This is a genomic window from Mammaliicoccus sp. P-M58, assembly GCF_022386165.1.
Taxonomy (GTDB): Bacteria; Bacillota; Bacilli; order Staphylococcales; family Staphylococcaceae; genus Mammaliicoccus; species Mammaliicoccus sciuri.
In genome coordinates this window covers 55,836-80,448 of the sequence record NZ_JAJNJI010000013.1, presented here as the reverse complement: position 1 = coordinate 80,448, position 24,613 = coordinate 55,836, and the positions used below count along the sequence as shown (strand labels likewise).

Below are 24,613 nucleotides of genomic sequence, written 5' to 3'. Positions count from 1 at the left end.
TTAAACGAATGAAGACACGTTTAAAAAACACGAAAATGTTCGGTTTGCTTGCTACTTTGCTGTTTGTATTAGCAGGTTGTGGACAAAAACATTTATCAGTTCTTCACCCAGCTGGTGAAGTTGCTGATAAACAATTCTTTTTACTAATGCTTTCAATAGGCATTATGTTGCTAGTTATTGTTGTAGTTGTTGTTATATTCTTATTTGCAATGATTAAATTCCGTCGTAAAAAGTTAGGTGAAGATTATGTACCTAAAGACGTTGAAGGAAATCATAAATTAGAATTGGTTTGGACAATCATCCCAATTATTTTACTTATTATTCTAGCAATTCCTACTGTTATGCTTACGTTCTCACTTGGAGATACTAAAGCAATCGATAAAGTAGATGAAAAAGGTAAAAGTAAAGAACTTGTTATTGATGTAACTGCTAACCTTTATTGGTGGGAGTTTAGTTATCCAAATGAAAAAATTGTTACCAGCCAAGAACTGGTTGTACCAACAGATAAAAAAGTTTACTTCAGATTACATTCAGCTGATGTTAAACACTCATTCTGGGTACCAGCAGTTGGAGGGAAATTGGATACAAACGTAGAAGGTATTAATAAATTCTACTTAAAATTCGATGATAAAAGAGCTAAAGAAGTCAAAAATCTATTCTATGGTAAGTGTGCTGAGTTATGTGGACCATCACATGCTTTAATGGACTTTAAAGTGAAAGCCCTACCACAAGATGATTTTGATAAATGGGTTAAAGATATGAAAGATGTTAAAAAACCTGTAGCCGCTACTTCTAGTCAAGCTAAAGAGGGCGAAAAGGTATTTAACAAATCATGTGCAGGATGTCACGCTGTTACACCAACTGGAGATGGAGCTAAAGGTCCTAACTTAACAAACTTTGGTGATCGTGATTTAATTGCAGGTTACTTAAAACATGATGAAGAAAATCTTAAAAAATGGATTAAAGACCCAGAAAGCGTTAAACCTGGTAATAAGATGACTGGTCAATATAAAGTTTCTGATGAAGACATTGACGCTTTATCTGCCTACTTAATGGAAAGAAAAGTTGATAAGTAAGAATTGAAAGGGAGGTTACTCTAGTGTCTACTCAAAGTAAAAAGGGGTTTGGATCGACTATTTGGGACTATTTAACAACAGTCGACCACAAAAAAATTGCTATTTTGTATTTAATTGCTGGGGGATTATTCTTTGCTATCGGTGGTATCGAAGCAATGTTAATTCGTATCCAGTTAGCAGTTCCAGAAAACGACTTTGTTACAGCTGGACTGTTTAATGAAATTATCACAATGCATGGTACAACGATGATATTCTTAGCCGCAATGCCTTTATTATTCGGTTATATGAACGCAGTTGTTCCATTACAAATTGGTGCACGAGATGTTGCATTTCCATTCTTAAATGCATTAGGTTTCTGGTTATTCTTCTTTGGTGGAATATTCTTAAACTTATCTTGGATTTTAGGTGGAGCGCCTAACGCAGGTTGGACATCTTATGCAAGTTTATCTTTAGAATCGGCAGGGCATGGTATTAACTTCTATGCTCTAGGGTTACAAATTTCTGGTGCTGGTACATTAATTGCTGGTATTAACTTTGTAGCTACAATCGTTAACATGAGAGCACCTGGTATGACGTATATGCGTATGCCACTAATGACTTGGACAACATTTGTTGCTTCTACATTAATCGTATTTGCATTCCCGCCATTAACTATCGGTATTTTCTTATTAATATTCGATAGAATGTTTGGTACATCATTCTTTGTTGCTTCTCAAGGTGGTAACACAATTATTTGGGAACATTTATTCTGGATCTTTGGACACCCAGAAGTTTACATTTTAGTATTACCAGCGTTTGGTATATTCTCTGAAATTATACCTGTATTCGCTAGAAAACGTTTATTCGGTTATTCAGCGATGGTATTCGCTACAGTATTAATCGGTTTCTTAGGATTCATGGTTTGGGCTCACCACATGTTCACTGTAGGTTTAGGTCCAGTAGCTAACGCGATTTTCGCTGTTGCAACAATGGCAATTGCTGTTCCGACGGGTGTGAAAATATTCAACTGGTTACTAACTGTTTGGGGCGGTAGCGTAGAATTCACAACACCAATGTTATATGCATTATTCTTTATCCCATCATTCGTAATGGGTGGTGTAACAGGTGTCATGCAAGCATCAGCACCAGCTGACTATCAATTACATGACTCATACTTTATCGTTGCTCACTTCCACTACGTAATTGTTGGTGGTGTAGTATTTGCTTTATTAGCTGGTTTACATTATTGGTTCCCACTAATAGCTGGTAAAATGTTAAGTGAAAAATTAGGTAAAGTAACATTCTGGTTATTCTTTATTGGTTTCCATTTAACATTCTTAATTCAACATTTCTTAGGACTATGGGGTATGCCACGTCGAGTATTTACATACTTACCTGGTCAAGGATATGACATACCAAACTTAGTATCAACAATTGGTGCACTCTTCATGGCAGTAGCTGTTATTACTGAAGTTATCAATGTAATCATGACATTAGCTAAAGGTGAAAAAGTTGGAAAAGATGCTTGGGGAGACGGTCGTACTTTAGAATGGGCATTACCTGTACCAACACCTCATTATAACTTTGCACAAACACCATTAGTTCGTGGACTAGATGCATTATGGATTGAAAAAACACAAGGCGACGGAAAAATTCTTCCAGCTGAATCTTTAGATGAGATTCATATGCCAAACAATTCGTTTATTCCATTCATGCAAGCGTTCGGTTTATTCGTAGCAGCATTTGGTGCTATGTATTTTGCAGATGGTAAAGAATGGGCTCTAGATGCAGTTAAAGATTTACATGAAAAACCATGGGCAGTTTACGTATTGATTCTTGGTTTAGGTATTACTGCAGGAAGTATGATTGTGAGATCACTTAAAGATGATCATGGTCACCATATTTCTAAAGAAGAGTTATTAGAGTATGAAAGGGGTGAGCGTTAATGTCACATGAAGAAGCAAAATTTACAGCTGACAATTGGCCAAACCATCCTGAAACAGCATCTATGGAAGGTAAGAATAAACTCGTAGGATTTTGGGTGTTCTTAGGTGGAGAGGTTGCATTATTTGCATCACTATTCGCTACTTACTTAGCATTAAAAGATGCTGTGCCAAGTGAAGATCACTTATTAGCTAAAGATTTATTCCATTTACCATTAGCGTTCGTAATGACAATGTTATTATTAACATCATCTCTAACAAGTGTATATGCTTTATACCATATGCGTAATTTCAATGCTAAAGGATTATTTCTTTGGATTGGTATTACAATACTGTTAGGATTAGGATTCTTAGGATTAGAAATTTATGAATTCGTAGAGTATGTACATCAAGGTCATACATTCCGTTCAAGTGCGTTTGGTAGTGCCTTCTACTTCTTGGTAGGAACACACGGATTCCACGTACTTATAGGACTAGTATGGTTAACATTACTCATCTTCCGTAATAGAGGTAGAGGATTAAGTATTTATAATGCACATAAATTTAATACTGCTGCTTTATATTGGCACTTCATTGACGTTGTATGGGTGTTTATCTTTACAGTAGTATACTTGATGGGAGCGTTAGGATAATATGAGTCAACAAATAAATCATGACGCACAAGCACTTAGAGAGTATAGAAAGCGTAAAAGTACAAAAGAAATGCGTATGCAAGTTACAAACTTTGCTATTATGATTTTTGTTACTTTTGTTGCTTTCGCGTTAGTTGCTGCTGAACTTCCTAAAGAGTTCGTTATTCCAGTTATTTTAGGATTAGCAGTACTACAAGTTGTATTACAATTCTATTATTTCATGCATATGAAAGCTGAAAAACATGGCATATCAAAATTATTCATGATTACGGGTGTATTCTTCGGATTATCGTTTGTCGTAACGTTTATTTACATCGTATGGTTAGGCGATCCGTTATTCGTAAAAACGAAATAATTTATAAAAGACTCGAGAACTTTGTTATATAAGTTCTCGAGTCTTTTTATCTTTCATAATTGGTCATATCATTGTCATAACTATTTACATTGTTGGGTTGTTTAACGGTGGATTAAATTTTATAATGAAAGTAATGACTAAGTGGGGAAGTGTAAAGAGATGGGTAACTTAACCTCAATATCTATATTCGGTTTTTGGGCAAACTGGACGCCATTCTTCTTTGTAGGCGTATTATGTGTAATAATCTTATACTTTTTAATTTGTGGAAAATGGTATAAAGATATACCAGGTGGAAGACCTTTAAGAAAAGGTGAAGCAACACTTTTCGTTATCTTAATGTTAACGATATACTTTTTAGAAGGTGGACCTATTGATCTGCTTTCACATATCATTTTTAGTTTCCATATGTTGCAAATGGCTTTGTTATTTTTAATTGTAGTTCCGTTACTGTATTTTGCTATCCCAGAGTACATCATCAAATATTTGGAAGAGCTACCCGTAATTAATAAGATTGTTCAATTATTTACAAAGCCGATATTAGCAATTTTTCTTTTTAACGGTTTATTCTCTGTATATCATATACCACTTGTGTTAGATACTTTAAAACAAGATCTTGTTTTGCATGAGTTATATACGATTATTTTATTCATTAGTGCATGGTTTATGTGGCATCCAATATTTAATAAACATATTCCAGAAGAATTGCACATGAGTAATATTAAGAAAATCTTATATATCTTCTTTATCGGTGTACTGTTAACACCTTCATGTGGACTTATCATATTTAGTGGAACTGCAATGTATGAAACATACACATCAGGTAAAGCATGGCTTGGTGCGATGACTTTATGTGTACCTGCTGATACGTTAAATACAGTCGTACAAGGAACAGGGTTATCTGGTCCAGAATACTTTACGAATTTCACACCTTTAGAAGATCAGCAAACAGGTGGCGTCATCATGAAAGTTATGCAAGAAATCGTGTTTGGTATTTATTTATATATCATTTTCATGAGATGGTTTAGATATGAGAGGAAAAATGAAAAGCAAATCACTGAAGATAGCTTGAGAAAATTACAAGAGCAAAAAGCATTATATAATCAATTTAGATAGGATGTATGAAAATGAATTTACCAATTTTACCGACAATAAGTACAACTTTCATCGTATTAAGCGCAATTTTAGTTGCTATTGGATGGTACTTTATTGCACAACGAAAAATTGAAACACATAAAAAATTTATGATATCTGCTGCAGTTGCTGCAGTCGTATTCTTTACCATTTATGCTAGTAGAACAGTATTTATTGGAAATACTTCATTTGGTGGACCGGATAATATCAAAATTTATTATACAATTTTCTTGATTTTCCATATAACGCTAGCGACTGTCGGGGCAGTGATGGGGATCTATACGATTTATTTAGGTTGGACGAATAAACTTGATAGACACCGTAAATTTGGGCCAGTAACATCTATTATTTGGTTCTGTACAGCAATTACAGGTGTTGCCGTTTATTTATTATTATATGTGTTCTATCACGGTGGAGATACAACATCTATGATAAAAGCAATTTTAGGACATTAAATTAAAACCTCTCAATCTGCTTATAACGGATTGAGAGGTTTTTTGTTCATATTATATTTTAAAGTCTGTTTTGATAAGACCAGATTCTAGTATCGTTTTGATGACGATTAAGAATAATGGTCCGATAAAGAATCCAATAAAGCCGAGTAATTTTAAACCGATAAACATGGATATTAAAGTGGGTAATGGAGATAAACCGACACCCGTACCGAATATTTTAGGTTCTAATATTTTTCTTTGAACGAGTAAAATAACAGATAGAATAATCAGTTGGATACCGAGTGTCGAATCTCCAACTATATATGCGTAGATTGCCCACGGAATTGTAAAACCTGTCGCACCAATAATCGGTAAGATGTCTATAAACCATATAAATAAACTGATGACAAACGCTGAGTCAACGCCGATAATCAGTAGACCAACATAAGTAAATAACCAAGTTATAAAGCTTAATACAACAGTAGCAGATATCATCCCGATAATAGAATGACCTATTTTATTGTATATTTTATAAACTTCATGATAAGTCGACGGATAAAGATGTTGCTTTATAAATTTATGAATATTAGGTATTTCTAGCATAAATAAGAATAATGCTACAAGAAATACAACAAGGCTTATAATGAAACCTGGTAAAGAAGATACAACTTCTGTTATATTTTCAACACTTAAATAATTTGCGATTGAATCTCTCAATGAAGCAACAAAATTCTGTAGTTCTTTGTTGATTGTTACTGCCATTTCATCGGGTAATATAGCTTTCATTTTGTCGTTATATTGTTCAATTACAGTGATGAGAATATTAATTTTATTAGGTAAATCTTTAATAAATAGTACAATCTGGTCTATTAATTTTGTTAAAAATAAAAATATAATAAATCCTGTTAGTGTGAGGAGTAACGTATAAATAATCGTAACGCTCCATTTTCGGCTTTTAATTTTATATGCTAATTTATTAACAAGTGGATTGAGCGCTAATGCGATAACAAGTGCAGTTATTAAAGGAATTGATATCGGTAAAATAAAATAAATAAATAGAATAGATAAAACTATAATGATGAATATGCTTATGTTTCGTTTGTTTATCCATTTTTTCATAATGATAACCTCTTTGCTCATTTATATAAAAATAAAGAGACGTGAAATATCACGTCTCTACTCTGTTAGTATTATTTTAATTAATGCGTACCTAATGTATTTAATGCATTAATATCTGATGTGATACGTTCAATTAGTAAGTTACAATGTGCAACTAAATTATCTGGGTAAACTTCATCATCTCCATATTCTACACCTGTTGGATAGTAGTGTTTACCGAGATATGGATTCATTAATTGAATTGTTGCGTTATTGGCACCGATGTCCCCTTTAAGTGCATAACCAGGAATTCTTAGGTAATAGACGCCTTCACTTATTTCATATTTAAAATCATAAGTGATACGTTCATAATCCCAATGTCCTCCAGCAATAAAACCATGTTTATTCATAACATCTTTTAATAGCTCTTGTTCTATGATAACCTTTTCAAGACCTGTATTATCAAATACCATGTATTTTTCCTCCCTCTAAGTACCTTTAAGTTTATTTTATGATAAAAGCGCCAATGTTGCAATGTACATTTATATTTAACAAATATGACAACATTTCGATTGATTTAGGTAAATGTTTTCCTGTAAAATGATATAATTGAATATAGGAATAAATGAGGAGGTAAATAGTTGAAAAATATTATCATAAAAGTTGTAGCAATAACTATTTTAATCATTGTACTCTTTTATTTATTCTATTCACCTAAATTAGAATTTGATGTATTAAAGAATCCTAACTACTCTCATGATAAAGCAAATGAGAATTATTATGAGCAGCAAGCTGAAAAATCAACTGGTAATGCAAAGTTGAAAGAAGGCGTAGGTACATATGTCTATAAAAATATTAAAGAAGTCATAAATGATTTAGGACAACCAGATAGGGTATATAAGGCAGAGCACGGTCGAAAGAATTATGTCTTCAAAAATAAAGAGCATTATTATTTAATATCTACTAAAAATGATAAAGTCTCTTCAGTATTTGCTACAGGAAATAAAGTGAATGTTTCACCGATTAAAATGAAACAAGATGCAACAAAGATTTTCAATGGTACAAATATAGATATGGAACCAGTTATTGAAAGTACATATGGAAAATATCAATTAGAGTTATCTGAACGTGATATTAAGACACAATTACTGATTAAATATGGTAATGTTTATACACAGGTCTTAATTGATAGTGAAACAAATGAAGTTATGGGTGTACAGTTTATGGATTCAGATGTTGTTGTTGAAAATGCACCTTTTTCAATGTCTAAAATAAATGGTGATAAAGATAACAAACTAAAGAGAACAGACAAACAAGACTTTCAAGCTCATATAAATAAAGATTTATCACTTCTTGAAATCGTTAATGAAATTAGAGAGATGAAAGATGTCAAACCATTACAGATTAATGATCAACTTACGTATATAACACAAATGGAAGCAGATTTAATTGAAGATGATATCAATGAGGAAGAAGCAGTTAAATCATTAGAAGATGGCATTACAAAACATATCAATAATCAAAAGATTGAATATGAATCCATTAACCAAAATTTAGCTTACAATTTCTATGATGTACCAACACTTATCAATAGCTGGTTAAACAACAACACCTATAGAGAAAAGTTATTAGGTAGTCAATATGATGAATTTGGTGCTGGTAATTCTCGCGAATACTATTCACTTGTTTTCAAAGAAAATAAAGAATAAAGGGGGAATCATATTATGTTTACTGCAGAAACAGTTGATATACTTGATCAATCAGATGAATTAAGCGCATGTATTAAGGATTCATATATTTATCAAGAATATCTCGAAGCAAAACATCAACTTGAAACAAATTTTGAAGTTAAAATATTAAGGCAAAAATTTGATCAAATTAAATCACATTATGATGATTGTTTAAGATTTGGTAGATATCATCCTGATTACAATAGAGTAATGAAAGAAACAAGACAACAAAAGAGAGCATATGAAATGCATCCAGTTGTTTCTGAATTTAAGACTAAAGAAACTGCGTTACAAGATTTATTAGATGAAGTGATTAGCATTGTTTCTTATTCAGTTTCAAGCAATGTTAAAGTGGATACGGGTAATCCATTCTTTAGTAGCGAATCACATGGTGGCGGTTGTTCTACTGGTGGTTCTTGTGGATGTTCAACGTAACATAAAAAAAGCTTTCCATTTGTCATTTGACAGATGGAAAGCTTTTTAAATTAGTATTGTTTTTTAATTAAGAAGTGTGCAGTATCTGGGCGATCAGTTACAATCGTATGTGCACCTTTTTGGATTAAATCATCCATTGTATCGATTTGGTTTACAACCCAATAAGCAACAGATATATTGAGCGATGTTAAAAATTGAATGAAACCTTCAGAGTCTAAAGGAAGGCCTTTAGCTTGTGTTGGAATTTGGAATGTATCAGATTTAGGTTGATACGTATGACCATATCCTGATTGATAAGCTAAGAATGCTTTAGCCACTTCGCTTTGACCTGTACCTAATGCAATGGAATCTTGAGCATATAAATTAAAGCGATCAATTTGTTCATCATAGAAACTTGTAATATTAACACGGTCTTCAGCTTTAAGGTCTGTAATTAAACGATATAAGTGTGAAGGTGCTAAACTACCACTATATGATTCAGGATGGTCTTTAATATCTATATTTACTAAGACATCTGGATATTCAGTTAATAACTCTTTTAAAGTGACGATTTTAGCTTTTGCATCTCCTCTATAAGGATGCTCGTTATTAATATCTTTGAAGTGGTATCCGAAATCTAATTGGCGAAGTTCTTCTAATGTATGATCACCTACATACCCTGAACCGTTACTTGTACGATCAACAGTGTCATCATGTGTTACGACAAGTACTTCATCTTTAGTAAGTCGAACATCTACTTCAAATCCAGTTACTTCGTATTTTAATGCATGATCAAAAGCTAAGCGTGTATGTTCTGGTCTTAACGCCATGCCTCCACGATGAGCGAATACATAAGGAGCTGGTTGTGTAAAGAATGGTTTAATCGTACGTGGTTTAACGTTTGATGTTGCTTTTGTCACAATCCAAGAACCCGCAACAATGCCTCCGATAAGACCTGTTGTTTTTAATAAATTAATTTTTGACATGTTATCCTATCCTTTCGAAATGCAAATAAAGACTTATATATATTCTATCAAATTGATTTAAGATAAGAAAGCAAGTCACATATGCTTGAAGTTATCTTCTTTCATCATTTTATAGAAAGTGCTAATATAAAAATAAAAAGCGTTAGGAGGTTATTTTGATGGAATTAGTAGAACGAATAAGTATTGTCGTATATTTAAAAAATATGAAACACGAACGACAATTACGCAAGTTTGGTAATATATACTTTGCACATAGAAAAGAACAATACGTCATGTTATATACAAATGAAGATAAAATAGATGACACTGTTCAACATTTAATGAAACTAAAATATGTTAAAGATGTAAAAGTCTCACCATTTAAATATGTTAAAAGAGATTACTCTAATTCGAATACGGACAAAAAAGAGTATTTAAACTTTTAACTATTGAAGCGGTGGCAAGTATCTTTCAAGTCTTAATACACCTTTTAAATAGGTGAAGTAAAGTTCATCTTCAGCGAAATCAGCACGAGATTTAACATCTAGACCTTTAACTTGTATGTGATATGCATTTGCCCATTCATTGATTAAATCAAACTTCTTATTTGAATCAGGATAAGGATATTTAATACCTTCCATTATCGTGTAAATCGCTTGGAAATGTTGACCTTTAGTAGGCTTCATAATGATACAAGCTGAAGATAGTTTCTCCTTAGATAATGGTGTATGTAACATAATAATGTCTGAAATGCGTTCATGGTTATATTCGATTAATGTTTGAAATTCAAATAAATCAGTTAGACCATGACCGATGACGATAAATGATTGTTTCATTTTTATAAACCTCGTTTTCGTTTAAATACTATATGGATAAGTATAAATAATAATTAATAATAAAGAAAGTGATGATTAACATTGAGAGTAATAGGTGGAAAATACAAGAGACTTCATATAAAAACAATAGATGGTCAATCAACGAGACCGACAACAGATAAAGTGAAAGAGAATATCTTTAATGGCCTTCAAGATTTAGAAGGTATTGGGTTAGATTTGTTTGCTGGCAGTGGTGGACTTGGTATCGAAGGATTGTCTAGAGGTTTAGATAAAGTGATTTTTGTGGACGGTAATTTCAAAGCAACTAAAATGATAAAAGAAAATTTAAACACATTATATATACCTGAAACTCAATACGAAGTTTATAAAAATGATGCAATTAGAGCGTTAAAAGCTTTAAATAAGCGCGACATTAAGTTTGATTATATATTTCTAGATCCACCTTATAGGAAATCGCTTATAGATCAATCATTAGAAAAAATTCAGACGTTTGACTTATTAAATGTAAATGGTACAATAATTTGCGAATTTGATAAAAGTGAAGACATAGATACAGGTGCGTTTAAAGTTCTTAAAAAGTATGAATATGGACTGACGCATGTTATGTTGCTAACAAAAGGAGAAGACAATGACTAAGAGAATAGCAGTTGTTCCAGGTAGCTTTGATCCAATAACATTAGGACATATTGATATTATTAAGCGTAGTGCTAAAATTTTTGATGAGATTCATGTTTCTGTATTGAAAAATGGTTCTAAAAAAGGCTTATTTAGTACAGAAGAGCGTGTTGAATTGATTAAAGAAGCGGTACAAGATGTACCTAACATAGTGGTTCATTCATTTCATGGTTTACTTGTAGACTTTTGTAAAGAAATAAATGCTAACACGATTGTAAGAGGATTAAGAGCTGTTAGTGACTTTGAGTATGAAATGCAATTGACATCTATGAATAAAAAATTAGATGACGACATTGAAACATTATATATGATGACAAATAATCATTATTCATTTATAAGTTCAAGTGTTGTGAAAGAAGTTGCTCAATTTGACGGCGATATTTCGGAATTTGTTCCTGAAAATGTGAATAAAGCATTGAAAGAAAAAATTAAAAATAAAGAGTCATAATAAAAAACGCATGCATATGTCATGCGTTTTTTATTATGACTGGTTTATTAAAATCAGTATCAGAATCACCTGAAATATATTGATATAAATCTGTTGCTTTGATTTCATTTGTGAAGTGAATAGCAGTTTGTTTATTAACATTTGTGACGATAGGTAATGGACATTCATCTTTAATAGATTTTAAATAAGCTTGTCCTTTTTTAGACATTGCAAGTACACGTATGGCAGTTGGATTATATTCAGAAACTTGTTCGTTCGTAACGTTTAATAAAATTGCGGTTAACAAGCGTTGTATTCGTGTCCATGTATATCTTTTAGATTTGAGTTTTTGTACAAACATTTCAAAGTTCGTACTATCTTTAATTTCTTTTTTTACTTTGAATTCTAATCCTTCAGTCATCATATATATGTCTCGCAATTCCTCGTGGGTAGCTCTTAATATTGTCCATTTTAATAATGGGAAAAAGTGATCCCAGTTAACTGCATGAGCGTGCTTTAATATATTTGAACTTGTTGTCGGTAAACTTAATTGATATGTATCGTCCTGTCTGAAATAGGCGTTACGTATAGAAGTTGCACTTGAAATGTGTGTTGTTTCGTTTAAATGAGCATCTAAATACATATTATCTTTTCTTTTAATCGTTGTTGGTTCTATTGCTAAGTTATGTTGCATAATATGTTTCACATATTCAATTGCAAGTAAATTATTTGAACCTTTAAGCATTTGATTATGAGGTATTAATTCTGAAATGATTCTCGGGTGTGATTTTCCTTCTTTCAGCATTTGTTTGTATTTTTCACTTTTAGATACTTGTTCTATTTCTTTAATGGCATGTTTAATATCGTCAATATTTCCGGATTCGCTTCCGAAAGATAATGTGTCACATCCAAGTTGTTCTGCTATTTGAACACTGCCTTTAGCAAATAAATCACCAGATGATATGGCATATACAAGAGGCAATTCAATGACTAAATCTACATATTGAATGGCCATTTCGGCACGTTTAAACTTACTTAAAATTGCTGGTTCTCCACGCATTGTAAAAGAACCACTCATAATAGAAATAGCAATATCACTTTCTGTTAATTTTCTAGAAGATTCTGCGTGATATACATGCCCATTATGAAATGGATTATATTCTGTTATTAAAGCAACACTTTTCATTTGCATTTCCTCCCATTTCACTTCATCATAAGTATTGTATCAGATAATGAATGTTAAGAAAAAATCTTGACAAACATTGTCGTTAAGGTTACAATAATTTTTGTGTTTGTAAGAGGTGAACCCAGATGAAGTGGTCAATAACACAACTTAAAAAATACCAAAACGAACCATTTACTTTTGATAAAGAAATCGATATGAAATACCTTATTGATAGGGTAGATGAACTTATCGATATATCTCCAATAAAAGTAACAGGAGACGTTCAAGTGCGAATGCATGAGATAATTGTCAATCTTGACATTAATGGTGTATTGACGTTACCATGTGCCCGTACTTTAAAGCCAGTAGAGCTACCATTTGATACTACATCAGTAGAAATATTTGAGCTAGATGAATTTAGTGAAAGTAATAATGATGATGACGAATTGAGACATAAACTCGAAGGCGGCATGATTAATTTATTACCAATCATTGAAGAACTTGTTATTTTAGAGAAACCGTTACAAGTATTCTCTGAAGGTAGCGAAGATATTTCAATGGCAGGCGATGGTTGGGAAGTTATTGGCGAAGATCAAATTGAGTCAACCGAAGATTCAGAACAAGAAACTGAAAAGAAAGTTGATCCAAGACTTCAAAAATTACAACAATTCTTCGATGACGAAAAATAATCGGAAAAGTGTTTATAAAATTTAAGGAGGAATAAGACATGGCAGTTCCAGCTAGAAGAACTTCAAAAACAGCTAAAAGAAAACGTCGTACGCATTTCAAAATCTCAGTACCAGGTATGGTAGAATGTTCAAACTGTGGAGAAATGAAATTATCTCACCGTGTATGTAAAGCATGTGGATCATACAAAGGTAAAGAAGTCGTTTCTAAATAATAATTAATATTTAAACACCTAAACTAAGGTGCTTAAGACTGTCATCAATGTCTTTGACTTTGTTGGCAGTCTTTTTTCGTTTATAATAATTTTATATCATAATGAGAAGATGAGGCGTTACTATGGAAGAAATTACTTCAGTTCAAAATAATAAAATTAAACAAATGAATAAATTAAAAAAGAAAAAAGAACGTGTTAAACAAGGACAATTTCTTATTGAAGGCTTTCATTTAATCGAAGAAGCTTATCATAGTCAACTGACTATTGTTACGTTATTAGCAGTAGATTATGCAAGAGTTGATGAGAAAATTGTTGAATATGCAAAGGAAGCATATGTCATTAATTTTAAAGTAGCGGAATCATTATCAGACACAACGTCACCTCAAGGTATATTTGCGGTTGTTGAGATGCCTAAATATGAAACGAGTAATTTTAAGCAAGTCCTTGTATTAGATAGAGTTCAAGATCCAGGTAATATGGGCGCATTGATTCGTAACGCTGATGCTGCAGGTATGGACGCTGTTGTTTATTCAAAAGGTAGTGCAGATCCGTATCAAGATAAAGTATTACGTGCTTCACAAGGTAGTGTCTTTCATTTACCAGTTGTTGAGGAAGATATATTTGAATTTATGGAACAATTTGATGGCGAAACTTATGGAACAAGTCTTCAAAATGCAGTTGAATATCGAGAAGTAAAAAGTCATTCAAACTTTGCATTAATTATGGGTAATGAGGGGGCAGGCGTTGATTCAGCAATACTTGAACAAACGACCAAGAATCTTCATATACCGCTATATGGCAAAGCTGAAAGTTTAAATGTCGCTGTTTCTTGTGGTATCTTGCTTTATCATTTGAAAGGTTGACCAATTATATAATATTTAATATAATGATTTCATAATCAATATGAGCTTACAAAAGGACGTAAATTAATGTTTACACATGACAAGGGAATGGATTCGAGACTGAAAAATCCTATGTTGTAACTTAATTTTTTTCATCTTTTTAGCTACTTAAAGAAATTTAAGTCGGAATGTAGATCCGTTATCAACATATAAGTGTATGCATAACTATGTATAAATTTGGGTGGTACCACGGAAGACTTCGTCCCTCTATATTTGAGGAGGCGAGGTCTTTTTTTCGACCAAAATAGGAGGATATATATGTCATTACGAGAAAAGTTATCTGAATTAAGACAAGATGCGCTTGTAAGAATTAATGAAGCAAAAGCAGAAAGATCATTACAAGACGTGAAAGTAAATTATTTAGGTAAAAAAGGCGTTATTACAGGCCTTATGAAAGAAATGAAAGAATTACCTAAAGAAGAAAGACCAGAATTCGGTCAACTTGTGAACGAAGTACGTAAAGCTGTTGAGAAAGAAATCGAATCTAAACAAGTACTTTTAGAAGAGGAAGCATTAAACCAACAATTAGAGAATGAAACAATCGATGTAACGTTACCTGGTAGAAAAGTAAGTTTAGGTGCGAAACATCCACTAACTAAAATCAATGAAGATTTAGAAGATTTATTTATTGGCTTAGGTTATGAAATCGTTGAAGGTTATGAAGTAGAATCTGACTATTATAACTTTGAAGCACTTAATTTACCAAAGTCTCATCCAGCGCGTGATATGCAAGATACTTTTTATATTTCAGAAGAAATCTTAATGCGTACACATACATCACCTGTACAAGCGAGAACTTTAGAAAAACGTAATGGTGTTGGACCAGTTAAAATTATCTGTCCAGGTAAAGTTTACCGTAGAGACTCTGATGATGCGACACACAGTCATCAATTCACACAAATTGAAGGTTTAGTCGTAGCTGAAAATATCAAAATGAGTGACTTAAAAGGAACATTAGAATTATTAGCACGTAAATTATTTGGTAAAGATCGTGAAATTAGATTAAGACCAAGTTTCTTCCCATTCACTGAACCGTCAGTTGAAGTAGATGTGTCATGTTTCAAATGTAAAGGTAAAGGATGTAACGTTTGTAAACAAACAGGTTGGATAGAAGTTCTTGGTTCAGGAATGGTACATCCAAATGTATTAGAAATGGCAGGATTTGATTCAAATAAATATTCTGGATTTGCTTTTGGTTTAGGACCAGACAGAATGGCAATGTTGAAATATGGAATTGAAGATATTAGACATTTCTATACAAATGACGTGAGATTTTTAGAACAATTTAAGCCTGTAGAAGATGGTGGTGAAGCATAATGTTAGTAAGTAAAGAGTGGTTAAGTGAATATATAAATATAGATGTTAATACTGAAGATTTAGCTGAGAAAATTACAAGAAGTGGTATTGAAGTTGATAGTGTTACACATTATGGAGACGATATTAAAAAATTAGTCGTTGGATATGTGCTTTCTAAAGAAAAACATCCAGAAGCAGATAAACTGAATATTTGTAAAGTGGATGTAGGTGAAGAAGACCCCGTACAAATCGTTTGCGGTGCACCAAATGTAGATAAAGATCAATATGTCATCGTTGTAAGAGTAGGTGGTCGTTTACCTGGTGGCGTTAAAATAAAAAGAGCTAAATTACGCGGTGAAGTATCTGAAGGTATGATCTGTTCATTGCAAGAAATAGGTATCGATGCAAATGTGATGCCTAAAAAATATGCAGATGGCATTTACGTCTTCTCAAACGAACCAACGCCTGGTAGTGATGCACTAGAAGCATTATTATTAAATGACGATGTATTAGACTTTGATTTGACACCAAATAGAGCAGACTGTTTAAGTATGCTTGGTGCTGCGCATGAAGTAAGTGCATTATATGGCAATGACATACAATACCCAAATACTTCTTTAGATGAATCTGAAGAACAAGCTAGTCAATCATTATCAGTTACTGTTCAAGATCAAGAAGGTGTTCCATTTTATGCAGCGAGAGTTGTTAAGAATGTAACAATTGCACCATCACCATCATGGATGCAGTCTAGATTAATGAAAGCTGGCATTCGTCCAATTAACAACGTGGTAGATGTTTCGAATTACGTGCTTTTAGAGTATGGTCAACCGTTACACATGTTTGATCAAGATCAAATTGGGTCAGATCAAATTGTTGCACGTTATGCACATGAAAATGAAAAAATCACGACATTAGATAATGTTGAGAGAGAACTACTGACTTCAGACCTCGTTATTACAAATGGTCAAGAACCAATTGCAATCGCTGGTGTCATGGGTGGCGATTTCTCAGAAGTTACAGAAAACACTCAAAATGTCGTAATCGAAAGTGCATTGTTTAATGCTACAAATGTAAGACAAACGTCAAGACGATTAGGCTTAAGAAGTGAAGCTTCAAGCAGATTCGAAAAAGGTATTGCGAGTGAAAGAGTACTCGATGCTTTAGATAGAGCAGCAAAATTATTACAAGATATTGCTGGTGGAACTGTGTTAAGTGAAGTTGTATCAGACGGTACTTTACCAGAATTGTCTCGTACGATAGACATTACGACACAAGATGTTAACCAATTAATCGGTTTTGATCTTTCTACAGATGAAATTAAAACAATATTTAATCGTTTAGGATTTGAAACGATTGTATTTGGAGATGCCTTTAAAGTAGAAGTGCCATCAAGAAGAAATGATATTTCTATTAAAGCAGACTTAATCGAAGAGGTTGCGCGTATTTATGGATACGACCAATTGCCTTCGACATTACCAAACTTTGATAATGCAACTGCTGGCTATTTAACAGATAATCAATTGAAGACACGAAAAGTTAAAGAAATTCTTGAAGGTGCTGGATTAGATCAAGCGATTACTTATTCATTAGTTCGTAAAGATATCGCTCAAAACTATACATTAGAACAACAAGAAGTTGTAGAGCTTATGATGCCTATGAGTGAAGACCAAGCTGTATTACGTCAAAGTTTATTACCTAGACTTGTTGACGCTACACGTTATAATGTTGCACGTAAGAATAAAAACGTTGCTTTATATGAACTTGGTAAAGTGTTCTATAGTAACGGCAAAGATCAATTACCAACAGAAGTTGAATTTTTAAGTGGTATTTTAACAGGACAATATACAGGTAATAAATGGCAACAAAAAGATGAACCTGTTGATTTCTTCTTAGTAAAAGGTATTGTAGAACGTCTTGCAGAACAATTAAACTTAACATTCACATATGAAGCTACTACAGTAGACTTATTACATCCAGGAAGAACAGCGTATGTTAAATTAAATGATGAAGTTGTTGGTTTAACAGCAGAGCTACATCCTAAAGTTGAAAAAGAAAATGACTTAGACCGTACTTATGTGTTTGAATTAAACTTTACAAAAATCTTAGGACAACCTGTTGGCAAAATTGAATACGAAGCAATTCCAAAATTCCCAGGGGTTTCAAGAGATATTGCACTAGTTGTTAACACAGAAGTTACGGTAGCTACACTTATTCATACAATCAATGAAAATGGTGCAGATATATTAAATCACGCAGAAGTATTTGACGTTTATGAAGGCGAACATATGGAACCAGGCAAGAAATCGGTCGCAATTCGCTTAGATTATTTAGACGTTAATGAAACATTGACAGAAGATAAAGTTTCAGCAGTACACGAGCAAATCTTAACAGCATTAGAACAAAATGGTGCGACATTAAGAGCATAATATATATAAATAAAAAACACAGTAATCTGAAGATTCATATCAGATTACTGTGTTTTTATATTATTTTTTTCGTTTGTTTGTTGAATTTGTAAGTTGTTTACCGATAAACCAAATTAAATAGCAAATAATGATTAGGGCAAGTATGACTTGCCAACTAAATGTGATAAGTAACATATTAATTTCTCCTTTTTCGATTAATAAGGTCTAATACTTTATCTCTATTTTTAAAATGTGTTTTCGTAATTTTATCTAACTGTTGCATATCATACTTTTGGACTATTTTTGCTGCTTCTAGATCTACTTTATTACTTGCGCCTTTAGGAATAATGACATTTAAAGATTTTGCTAATTGATCCATGTGTTTAACAAATGCATATCTTGCGATAATACTTGCTGCAGCAATTGCGATTGATTTTGATTCACCTTTTGTTTCAAAGTGTGTAATGTCTTTACGTGGCATTTGGCCGATAATATATCGTTCATATGTGCTTGCTTGTACGAACTGGTCAATTACAATTTGTTCTAATTCTTGTTCGTCGATTCTTGAGATGACATTTTTAATAGCTTGATTGTGAAGGACGGCTTTCATCTTAACTTGACTCCAACCTTCTGATTGCTTTGTATTGTAGTTGGGATTATCAAGTACAATTAGAGAATGAGGGCATATTTGTATAATTTGTTCAGCTAGTTCTACAATTTTAGGATCTGTTAAAGATTTGGAGTCCATCACACCAATTTCTTTTAATATTTTAGCGTTTTGTTTAGATACGTATGCTGCACATACTGTGAGTGGGCCAAAATAATCGCCACTTCCTGCTTCGTCACTACCAATTGTATTATGTATATCAAATTCATATTTTTTTGTAACAGTTGTTGCTTTAGATGGTGATGATGTAATGTTTTGTTTAAGTACTTCACTTGCTACTTGTTCTGCATCTTTACCTTGAAACATTATTTTTTTTGAACGGTATATTTGGACTTGTGTACTTTTTATTTTCTTGCGGGCTAAAGTGCCAGTTGGTAAGTTCTTTGTTTCCATATTATATTGTTTTATAAGTTGATTGATTGTATTGGAGTCAATTGTTTTTACGATGTTTGCCACTTTTAAGTCCTGCCTTTTTAATTTTTTCTATAAATAGAGTAGCATAAATTTATGATATAAACGAATTTTCTCAAATCAAGTTGGTGGATATTCATACACAAATGAACTTATGTCATGTATAATATAGTATGATTACATATATAGAAATCCATTTATAATTTGAACAGGGGTAGTATAATGAGTGAAAATAAAAATAGAGTGACAGTGGTTATAAATGATCAACATTATACAATTATTGGTGAAGACGATCCATCACATATTCGATATGTAGCTGGTAGAGTGGATGAAAAGTTGCAAGCGCTCGGGCAATTAAATGCAGGCTTGGATACAACGCGTAAATCTGTTCTTACAGCTGTTAATGTTATGCATGAATATGTTAAATTAGAAGAAGAAAATGAAAAGTTAAGAGAAGAAATCAAACAATTAAAAAATAAAGGACATTTAGAATGATAACATTACTTATATTTTTATGTTTAATTATAGGTGTCATCATTGGATATAGACGTAGTTTAGTATTACAATCATTACATTCTATCGGCACGATTAGTTCATTGGTGATTGCCAGCATTTGTTACGCACCATTTAGCAAGCAATTGCATTTAATATTACCTTATCCGAGTGCGTCTACAGAAGGTAAGAATGCAATATTTAATAATATTAATAATGAGAATGCATTTTATAATATTATGGCGATTCTCATTTTATTTGTTTTCACTAAAATAATTTTACAAATTGTAGCAACAGTATTTGATTTTTATCATCAAATGGAATTTGGCGGTAAATATGCAAGGTACTTTGGTATCGTACTTGGATTTATAGAAGCTTATTTAGTTGTGATTATCATATTAGCAGCATTTGCAGTTATTCCTGTAGCACCTTTTATAGATGCATTGCAACAGTCTTCTATTGGAAATGCAGTATTAACAAAGACACCATTTTTATCTGAACAATTAGTAAAATGGCTTTCAAATTAAATGAATTCATATTGAAAAAAGTCATGGGAGAACCTATGACTTTTTTTACGGAGGAATAGACATGTTAACAAAAAAAGATATCGTAAAAATGTTAGAAACAATTGCAATATACATGGAAATTAAAGGTGAGAATCCATTTAAAGTATCAGCATACAGAAAAGCGAGTCAATCATTAGAAACAGATGAAAGAACGTTAAATGAAATTGAAGATGTGACATCTTTAAAAGGAATTGGTAAAGGTGTAGGTGATGTCATAAATGAATATATAGATAATGGGACACAAAGTTATTTAGATGAATTAAAACAAGAAATTCCAGAAGGACTCATTCCATTACTAAAAATACCTGGATTAGGTAGTAAAAAAATTGCGAAATTATATAAAGAATTAGATATAAAAAATAAAGAAGATTTAATCAAAGCGTGTGAAAATAATCAAGTGTCTGAATTACCAGGCTTTGCGAAAAAGACTGAACAAAAACTTCTTGAAGAAGCGAAAGTGTTAGGTCAACGACCTGAAAAATATCCAATCAATACTATGATTAAAGCACATGAAGTTATTAATCAATTTTTAGATAATATTGAAGACATTAATCAATATCAAGTTGCAGGTAGTTTCAGAAGAATGAAAGAAATGAGCAAAGACTTAGATTATATTATTTCGACTGAAGAACCTACAAAAGTACAACAGGCTCTGCTTGAGTTTCCAAATATTAAAGAACAAATTGCTGTTGGACAAACGAAAGTTTCACTAGATTTACAAATTGAAGATGATGTTATTGGTGTTGATTTTAGACTGATTCAACCAGAAGCTTTCTATCATACATTGCAACATTTTACAGGTTCAAAAGATCATAATATTAAAATTAGACAACTTGCTAAACAAAAAAATGAAAAAGTAAGTGAATACGGCATAGAAGAAGCAAATGGTAACATCATTACTTATCAAAGTGAAAAGGAAATTTATGATCATTTTAACGTGTCATATATACCACCAACAATGCGTGAGGATGGTACAGAATTTGATAAAGATATTCAAGATATTATACAGTTAGAAGATATTAATGGTGATATTCATATGCATACAACTTATAGTGATGGTGCATTTAAACTTGAAGAAATGATTGAAGCGGCAATTGAACGACAATATGAATTTATTTGTATTACTGACCATTCTAGAAGTTTAGCAGTAGCAAATGGATTATCTATTGAACGTTTATTGGAACAAAACGAAAAAATTAAAAAACTGAATGAATCGTATAAAGAAATTGATATTTATAGTGGTACAGAAATGGATATTAAACCAGATGGTAGTTTAGATTATCCAGATGACGTATTGAAAGAATTAGATTATGTTATTGCAGCAATTCATCAAAGTTTCAATCAATCTGAAGAAGAGATTATGAATAGACTTAGAACTGCATGTGAAAATCAATACGTCAGACATATTGCACATCCAACAGGAAGAATTATTGGTAGAAGATATGGATACCGTCCGAATATTGATGAACTTATTAAATTGGCAAGAGAAACTAATACAGTATTAGAACTGAATGCTAATCCACAACGATTAGATTTAAACGCTGACGTATTAAAAAATAATCCTGACCTAATGATTACAATCAATACAGATGCCCATCATATTGATCATTTTGATTTCATGAAATATGGTGTTGGGACGGCTCAAAAAGGTTGGGTTAAAAAATCACAAGTGATAAATGCTAAATCACGTGAAGCATTTAAAAAATGGATCCAATCAACAAAATAAAGTATTAAAAGAAGAGGGAAGATAATATGAATGAGAAAACATTAAAAGTTCTTGAATATCCCTTAATTATTCAACAATTGTCTACTCATGCGACAAGTGATATTGCTGAACGTATTATTAACGAACTTAAACCAAGTGATGAACTTGAAACAGTTCAGCAAAGCATAAATGAAACAGACGAAATGACTCAAATTTATAATAAACATAGAGTACCTGGTTATTCAGGCCTGAAAGATATTAAGTCTTATGTAAGACGTGCAGAAATTGGCAGTTTGTTAAACGTTGAAGAATTAAACCAAATTAAACGTAATATTCAAGTTCAAAATAGATTCAAAACATTTTACGCAAGTATTGTTGATGAAGATGAAGCAATCCTTTATCCAAATATCGATGGTTATGTAGCGCAATTGCCAGTTTTAAGTGACTTGCTTAATCAAATAAATGAACAGTGTGACGAACACGATTTGTTTGATACGGCAAGTCCGAAATTAGCTGAATTGAGACATCAAATAAAAAAAACGAACGATCGTATTAAATCAAGATTAGAGCAAATGGTTAGATCTTCAGCTAATCAGAAAAAATTATCGGATTCAATTGTAACGGTTAGAAATGATAGACATGTACTTCCGGTTAAAGCAGAATATCGTCAAGATTTTAATGGTATTGTGCATGATCAATCTGCATCTGGCCAAACATTATATATTGAACCAAGTGCAATTGTTGAAATGCATAATCAAATTGCTCAAGTTAAAGCTAAAGAAAAAGAAGAAAAAGATAGATTGTTATATATACTGACAGAACAAGTTAGCGAAGTAGGCTATGAATTACTTTCAAGTACAGAAGTTATGGGGCATTTAGACTTTGTAACAGCAAAAGCTAAATTTGGTGCAACTAATAAAGCTACTAAACCAATCATATCTGAAGATAGAGCAATATATTTACCTAAAGCAAGACATCCATTAATTAATCAATCAGAAGTTGTTAGCAATACGATTGAATTTAAAGAAGACATTAATGCTGTTATTATTACAGGTCCTAATACAGGTGGTAAGACAGTTACTTTAAAAACAGTTGGTCTAATCACGTTAATGGCACAATCTGGTTTGTTAATTCCCACATTAGATGGCGCAATTATAACAATATTTAAGAAAGTATTTTGTGACATTGGTGATGAACAATCTATTGAACAATCGTTATCGACGTTTTCATCACATATGAAAAATATCGTCAATATTATTGATCAAGCGGATAAAGACTCATTAATATTATTTGATGAATTAGGAGCAGGAACTGATCCTAGTGAAGGTGCAGCATTAGCAATGAGTATTTTAGATTATACGATTGAAAGAGATGCTTTAATCATGGCTACAACACATTACCCTGAACTTAAAGCATATAGCTATAATCGAGAGAAAGTGATGAATGCGAGTGTTGAATTTGACGTTGAAACTTTAAGACCAACTTATAAATTATTAATGGGCATACCAGGACGTTCAAACGCATTTGAAATTTCTAAAAAATTAGGACTTAAAAATGAACTCATCAATCATGCAAAATCACTGATTGGTCAAGATGAAAAAGAAATCAATGTCATGATAGAATCACTTGAGAAAAATGCTAAATCTGTTGAAAATGATCGTATTGAAGTTGAAAAATTAAAACAAGAATCTATAGACTTGCATCAATCATTAACACAGGAATTACAACGATTTGAAAACTTCAAAACACAATTGATGGATGAAGCGAGAAATAAAGCCAATCAAGAAGTTAAACAGAAGACTGAAGAAGCGGAAACAATCCTTCAAGAACTTAGAGATATGCGAGATAATTCAGCTGCAAATGTAAAAGAGCATGAACTCATTGAGCGAAAGAAACGACTTGATAATCAATATACATCTCAATCTCTGAAACAAAATGTTAAGAAAGAACGTCACGATAAGATTGAAAAAGGTGATGACGTTAAAGTATTATCATACGGTCAAAAAGGTGAAGTTATCGATGTAATCAGCGATGAAGAAGTAGTAGTTCAGATGGGTATACTAAAAATGAAAATAGAAGTAAAAGATTTAGAAAAACTAGATAAAAAGAAAAAACAACCAAGTAAAGTTGTTCCTAGAACGAATCGATCTACTATAAAAATGGATTTAGATTTACGTGGTTACCGATATGAAGATGCTATGTTAGAATTAGACCAATATATCGATCAAGCAGTACTTTCTAATTACGGTACAGTAAACATTATTCATGGTAAAGGTACAGGTGCATTACAAAAAGGTGTAGCTGACCATCTTAAAAAACATCGTTCTGTAGATTCATATCGTACAGGTATGCCTTCAGAAGGTGGATTTGGTGTTACAGTTGTAACATTGAAATAAGGAGGAAACATA

Annotated in this window: 26 protein-coding genes; 20 read left to right on the top strand and 6 right to left on the bottom strand. The window is 32.2% G+C overall.

Features of this window, described 5'->3' with window-relative positions; genetic code table 11:
* Positions 1-8: 8 nt before the first annotated feature.
* From coxB to LQ694_RS13360, 6 genes are all read left to right on the top strand, one after another.
* Positions 9-1,076 carry a cytochrome c oxidase subunit II gene (gene coxB, locus LQ694_RS13385; protein WP_037587457.1) on the top strand — a complete coding sequence of 356 codons (1,068 nt, stop codon included), beginning with the start codon at positions 9-11 and terminating at the stop codon, positions 1,074-1,076.
* A gap of 23 nt (positions 1,077-1,099) precedes the next feature.
* On the top strand, positions 1,100-3,001 hold the full coding sequence (gene ctaD / locus LQ694_RS13380) for a cytochrome c oxidase subunit I (RefSeq protein ID WP_048542273.1): 1,902 nt from the start codon (positions 1,100-1,102) through the stop codon (positions 2,999-3,001).
* Positions 3,001-3,630 (top strand): cytochrome c oxidase subunit 3, encoded by a 630-nt coding sequence (locus tag LQ694_RS13375; RefSeq protein ID WP_048542275.1) that lies wholly within the window; start codon positions 3,001-3,003, stop codon positions 3,628-3,630. Before ctaD ends, LQ694_RS13375 begins: the two co-directional genes overlap by 1 nt.
* A 1-nt stretch (position 3,631) precedes the next feature.
* Positions 3,632-3,985: a cytochrome C oxidase subunit IV family protein gene (locus tag LQ694_RS13370; RefSeq protein WP_048542277.1), complete on the top strand. Its 354-nt coding sequence runs from the start codon at positions 3,632-3,634 to the stop codon at positions 3,983-3,985.
* A gap of 159 nt (positions 3,986-4,144) precedes the next feature.
* The gene (ctaG, locus tag LQ694_RS13365; protein WP_065381091.1) at positions 4,145-5,098 is read left to right on the top strand and encodes a cytochrome c oxidase assembly factor CtaG; all 954 of its coding nucleotides are present in this window, start codon (positions 4,145-4,147) and stop codon (positions 5,096-5,098) included.
* Between the two features lie 11 nt (positions 5,099-5,109).
* On the top strand, positions 5,110-5,571 hold the full coding sequence (locus LQ694_RS13360) for a DUF420 domain-containing protein (protein WP_037587463.1): 462 nt from the start codon (positions 5,110-5,112) through the stop codon (positions 5,569-5,571).
* A gap of 51 nt (positions 5,572-5,622) precedes the next feature.
* Here the strand turns inward: LQ694_RS13360 and ytvI are convergent, their stop codons facing one another.
* Positions 5,623-6,669, bottom strand: a complete 1,047-nt coding sequence (gene ytvI, locus LQ694_RS13355) for a sporulation integral membrane protein YtvI (RefSeq protein WP_070368966.1) — start codon at positions 6,667-6,669, stop codon at positions 5,623-5,625.
* 80 nt (positions 6,670-6,749) lie between these two features.
* Positions 6,750-7,121 (bottom strand): YugN family protein, encoded by a 372-nt coding sequence (locus LQ694_RS13350; RefSeq protein WP_196968170.1) that lies wholly within the window; start codon positions 7,119-7,121, stop codon positions 6,750-6,752.
* A gap of 168 nt (positions 7,122-7,289) precedes the next feature.
* Between LQ694_RS13350 and LQ694_RS13345 the strand changes: the two genes are divergently transcribed.
* On the top strand, positions 7,290-8,357 hold the full coding sequence (locus LQ694_RS13345; RefSeq protein ID WP_065381092.1) for a CAP-associated domain-containing protein: 1,068 nt from the start codon (positions 7,290-7,292) through the stop codon (positions 8,355-8,357).
* Between the two features lie 15 nt (positions 8,358-8,372).
* Entirely contained in the window at positions 8,373-8,813 is a 441-nt protein-coding gene (locus tag LQ694_RS13340; protein WP_048542287.1) for a YlbF/YmcA family competence regulator, read from the top strand.
* Between the two features lie 50 nt (positions 8,814-8,863).
* On the opposite strand, the gene LQ694_RS13335 is transcribed toward LQ694_RS13340, so the two are convergent.
* Positions 8,864-9,778: a glycerophosphodiester phosphodiesterase family protein gene (locus tag LQ694_RS13335; RefSeq protein ID WP_049319328.1), complete on the bottom strand. Its 915-nt coding sequence runs from the start codon at positions 9,776-9,778 to the stop codon at positions 8,864-8,866.
* A 158-nt stretch (positions 9,779-9,936) separates the two neighbouring features.
* Here LQ694_RS13335 and LQ694_RS13330 point away from each other — a divergent pair, with 158 nt between their 5' ends.
* Complete coding sequence (locus LQ694_RS13330; RefSeq protein WP_037587474.1) at positions 9,937-10,203, top strand: DUF2129 domain-containing protein; 267 nt, start codon at positions 9,937-9,939, stop codon at positions 10,201-10,203.
* Here LQ694_RS13330 and LQ694_RS13325 read toward each other — a convergent pair whose 3' ends face one another.
* Positions 10,204-10,593, bottom strand: a complete 390-nt coding sequence (locus LQ694_RS13325; protein WP_096791291.1) for a DUF7147 family protein — start codon at positions 10,591-10,593, stop codon at positions 10,204-10,206. It lies immediately after the preceding gene.
* Between the two features lie 81 nt (positions 10,594-10,674).
* Here LQ694_RS13325 and rsmD point away from each other — a divergent pair, with 81 nt between their 5' ends.
* Positions 10,675-11,229: a 16S rRNA (guanine(966)-N(2))-methyltransferase RsmD gene (gene rsmD / locus LQ694_RS13320; protein ID WP_096791292.1), complete on the top strand. Its 555-nt coding sequence runs from the start codon at positions 10,675-10,677 to the stop codon at positions 11,227-11,229.
* Complete coding sequence (gene coaD / locus LQ694_RS13315) at positions 11,222-11,716, top strand: pantetheine-phosphate adenylyltransferase (protein WP_037587476.1); 495 nt, start codon at positions 11,222-11,224, stop codon at positions 11,714-11,716. The genes rsmD and coaD overlap by 8 nt, the downstream gene beginning before the upstream one ends.
* Before the next feature lie 19 nt (positions 11,717-11,735).
* Here the strand turns inward: coaD and LQ694_RS13310 are convergent, their stop codons facing one another.
* On the bottom strand, positions 11,736-12,881 hold the full coding sequence (locus LQ694_RS13310; RefSeq protein ID WP_218696715.1) for a nucleotidyltransferase: 1,146 nt from the start codon (positions 12,879-12,881) through the stop codon (positions 11,736-11,738).
* Positions 12,882-13,006: 125 nt separating this feature from the next.
* On the opposite strand from LQ694_RS13310, the gene LQ694_RS13305 reads away from it, so the two are divergent.
* From LQ694_RS13305 to pheT, 5 genes are all read left to right on the top strand, one after another.
* Positions 13,007-13,549 carry a YceD family protein gene (locus LQ694_RS13305; protein ID WP_025904639.1) on the top strand — a complete coding sequence of 181 codons (543 nt, stop codon included), beginning with the start codon at positions 13,007-13,009 and terminating at the stop codon, positions 13,547-13,549.
* A 38-nt stretch (positions 13,550-13,587) separates the two neighbouring features.
* Positions 13,588-13,761: a 50S ribosomal protein L32 gene (rpmF, locus tag LQ694_RS13300; protein ID WP_025904638.1), complete on the top strand. Its 174-nt coding sequence runs from the start codon at positions 13,588-13,590 to the stop codon at positions 13,759-13,761.
* Positions 13,762-13,883: 122 nt separating this feature from the next.
* Positions 13,884-14,624 (top strand): TrmH family RNA methyltransferase, encoded by a 741-nt coding sequence (locus LQ694_RS13295; protein WP_196968174.1) that lies wholly within the window; start codon positions 13,884-13,886, stop codon positions 14,622-14,624.
* 297 nt (positions 14,625-14,921) lie between these two features.
* Positions 14,922-15,980, top strand: a complete 1,059-nt coding sequence (pheS, locus tag LQ694_RS13290) for a phenylalanine--tRNA ligase subunit alpha (RefSeq protein ID WP_048542297.1) — start codon at positions 14,922-14,924, stop codon at positions 15,978-15,980.
* Positions 15,980-18,385, top strand: coding sequence for a phenylalanine--tRNA ligase subunit beta (gene pheT / locus LQ694_RS13285; RefSeq protein WP_196968175.1), 2,406 nt, complete (start codon positions 15,980-15,982; stop codon positions 18,383-18,385). Before pheS ends, pheT begins: the two co-directional genes overlap by 1 nt.
* Positions 18,386-18,560: 175 nt before the next feature.
* Here the strand turns inward: pheT and rnhC are convergent, their stop codons facing one another.
* Complete coding sequence (rnhC, locus tag LQ694_RS13280) at positions 18,561-19,487, bottom strand: ribonuclease HIII (RefSeq protein WP_048542300.1); 927 nt, start codon at positions 19,485-19,487, stop codon at positions 18,561-18,563.
* A 177-nt stretch (positions 19,488-19,664) separates the two neighbouring features.
* Between rnhC and zapA the strand changes: the two genes are divergently transcribed.
* The 4 genes from zapA (at position 19,665) to LQ694_RS13260 (ending at position 24,601) form a co-directional block, all read left to right on the top strand.
* Positions 19,665-19,937, top strand: coding sequence for a cell division protein ZapA (zapA, locus tag LQ694_RS13275; RefSeq protein WP_025904633.1), 273 nt, complete (start codon positions 19,665-19,667; stop codon positions 19,935-19,937).
* Positions 19,934-20,461, top strand: coding sequence for a CvpA family protein (locus LQ694_RS13270; protein ID WP_048542302.1), 528 nt, complete (start codon positions 19,934-19,936; stop codon positions 20,459-20,461). Before zapA ends, LQ694_RS13270 begins: the two co-directional genes overlap by 4 nt.
* Positions 20,462-20,522: 61 nt before the next feature.
* Positions 20,523-22,226, top strand: a complete 1,704-nt coding sequence (polX, locus tag LQ694_RS13265; protein ID WP_135015794.1) for a DNA polymerase/3'-5' exonuclease PolX — start codon at positions 20,523-20,525, stop codon at positions 22,224-22,226.
* A gap of 26 nt (positions 22,227-22,252) precedes the next feature.
* Positions 22,253-24,601, top strand: coding sequence for an endonuclease MutS2 (locus tag LQ694_RS13260; protein WP_239772093.1), 2,349 nt, complete (start codon positions 22,253-22,255; stop codon positions 24,599-24,601).
* Positions 24,602-24,613: the final 12 nt, after the last annotated feature.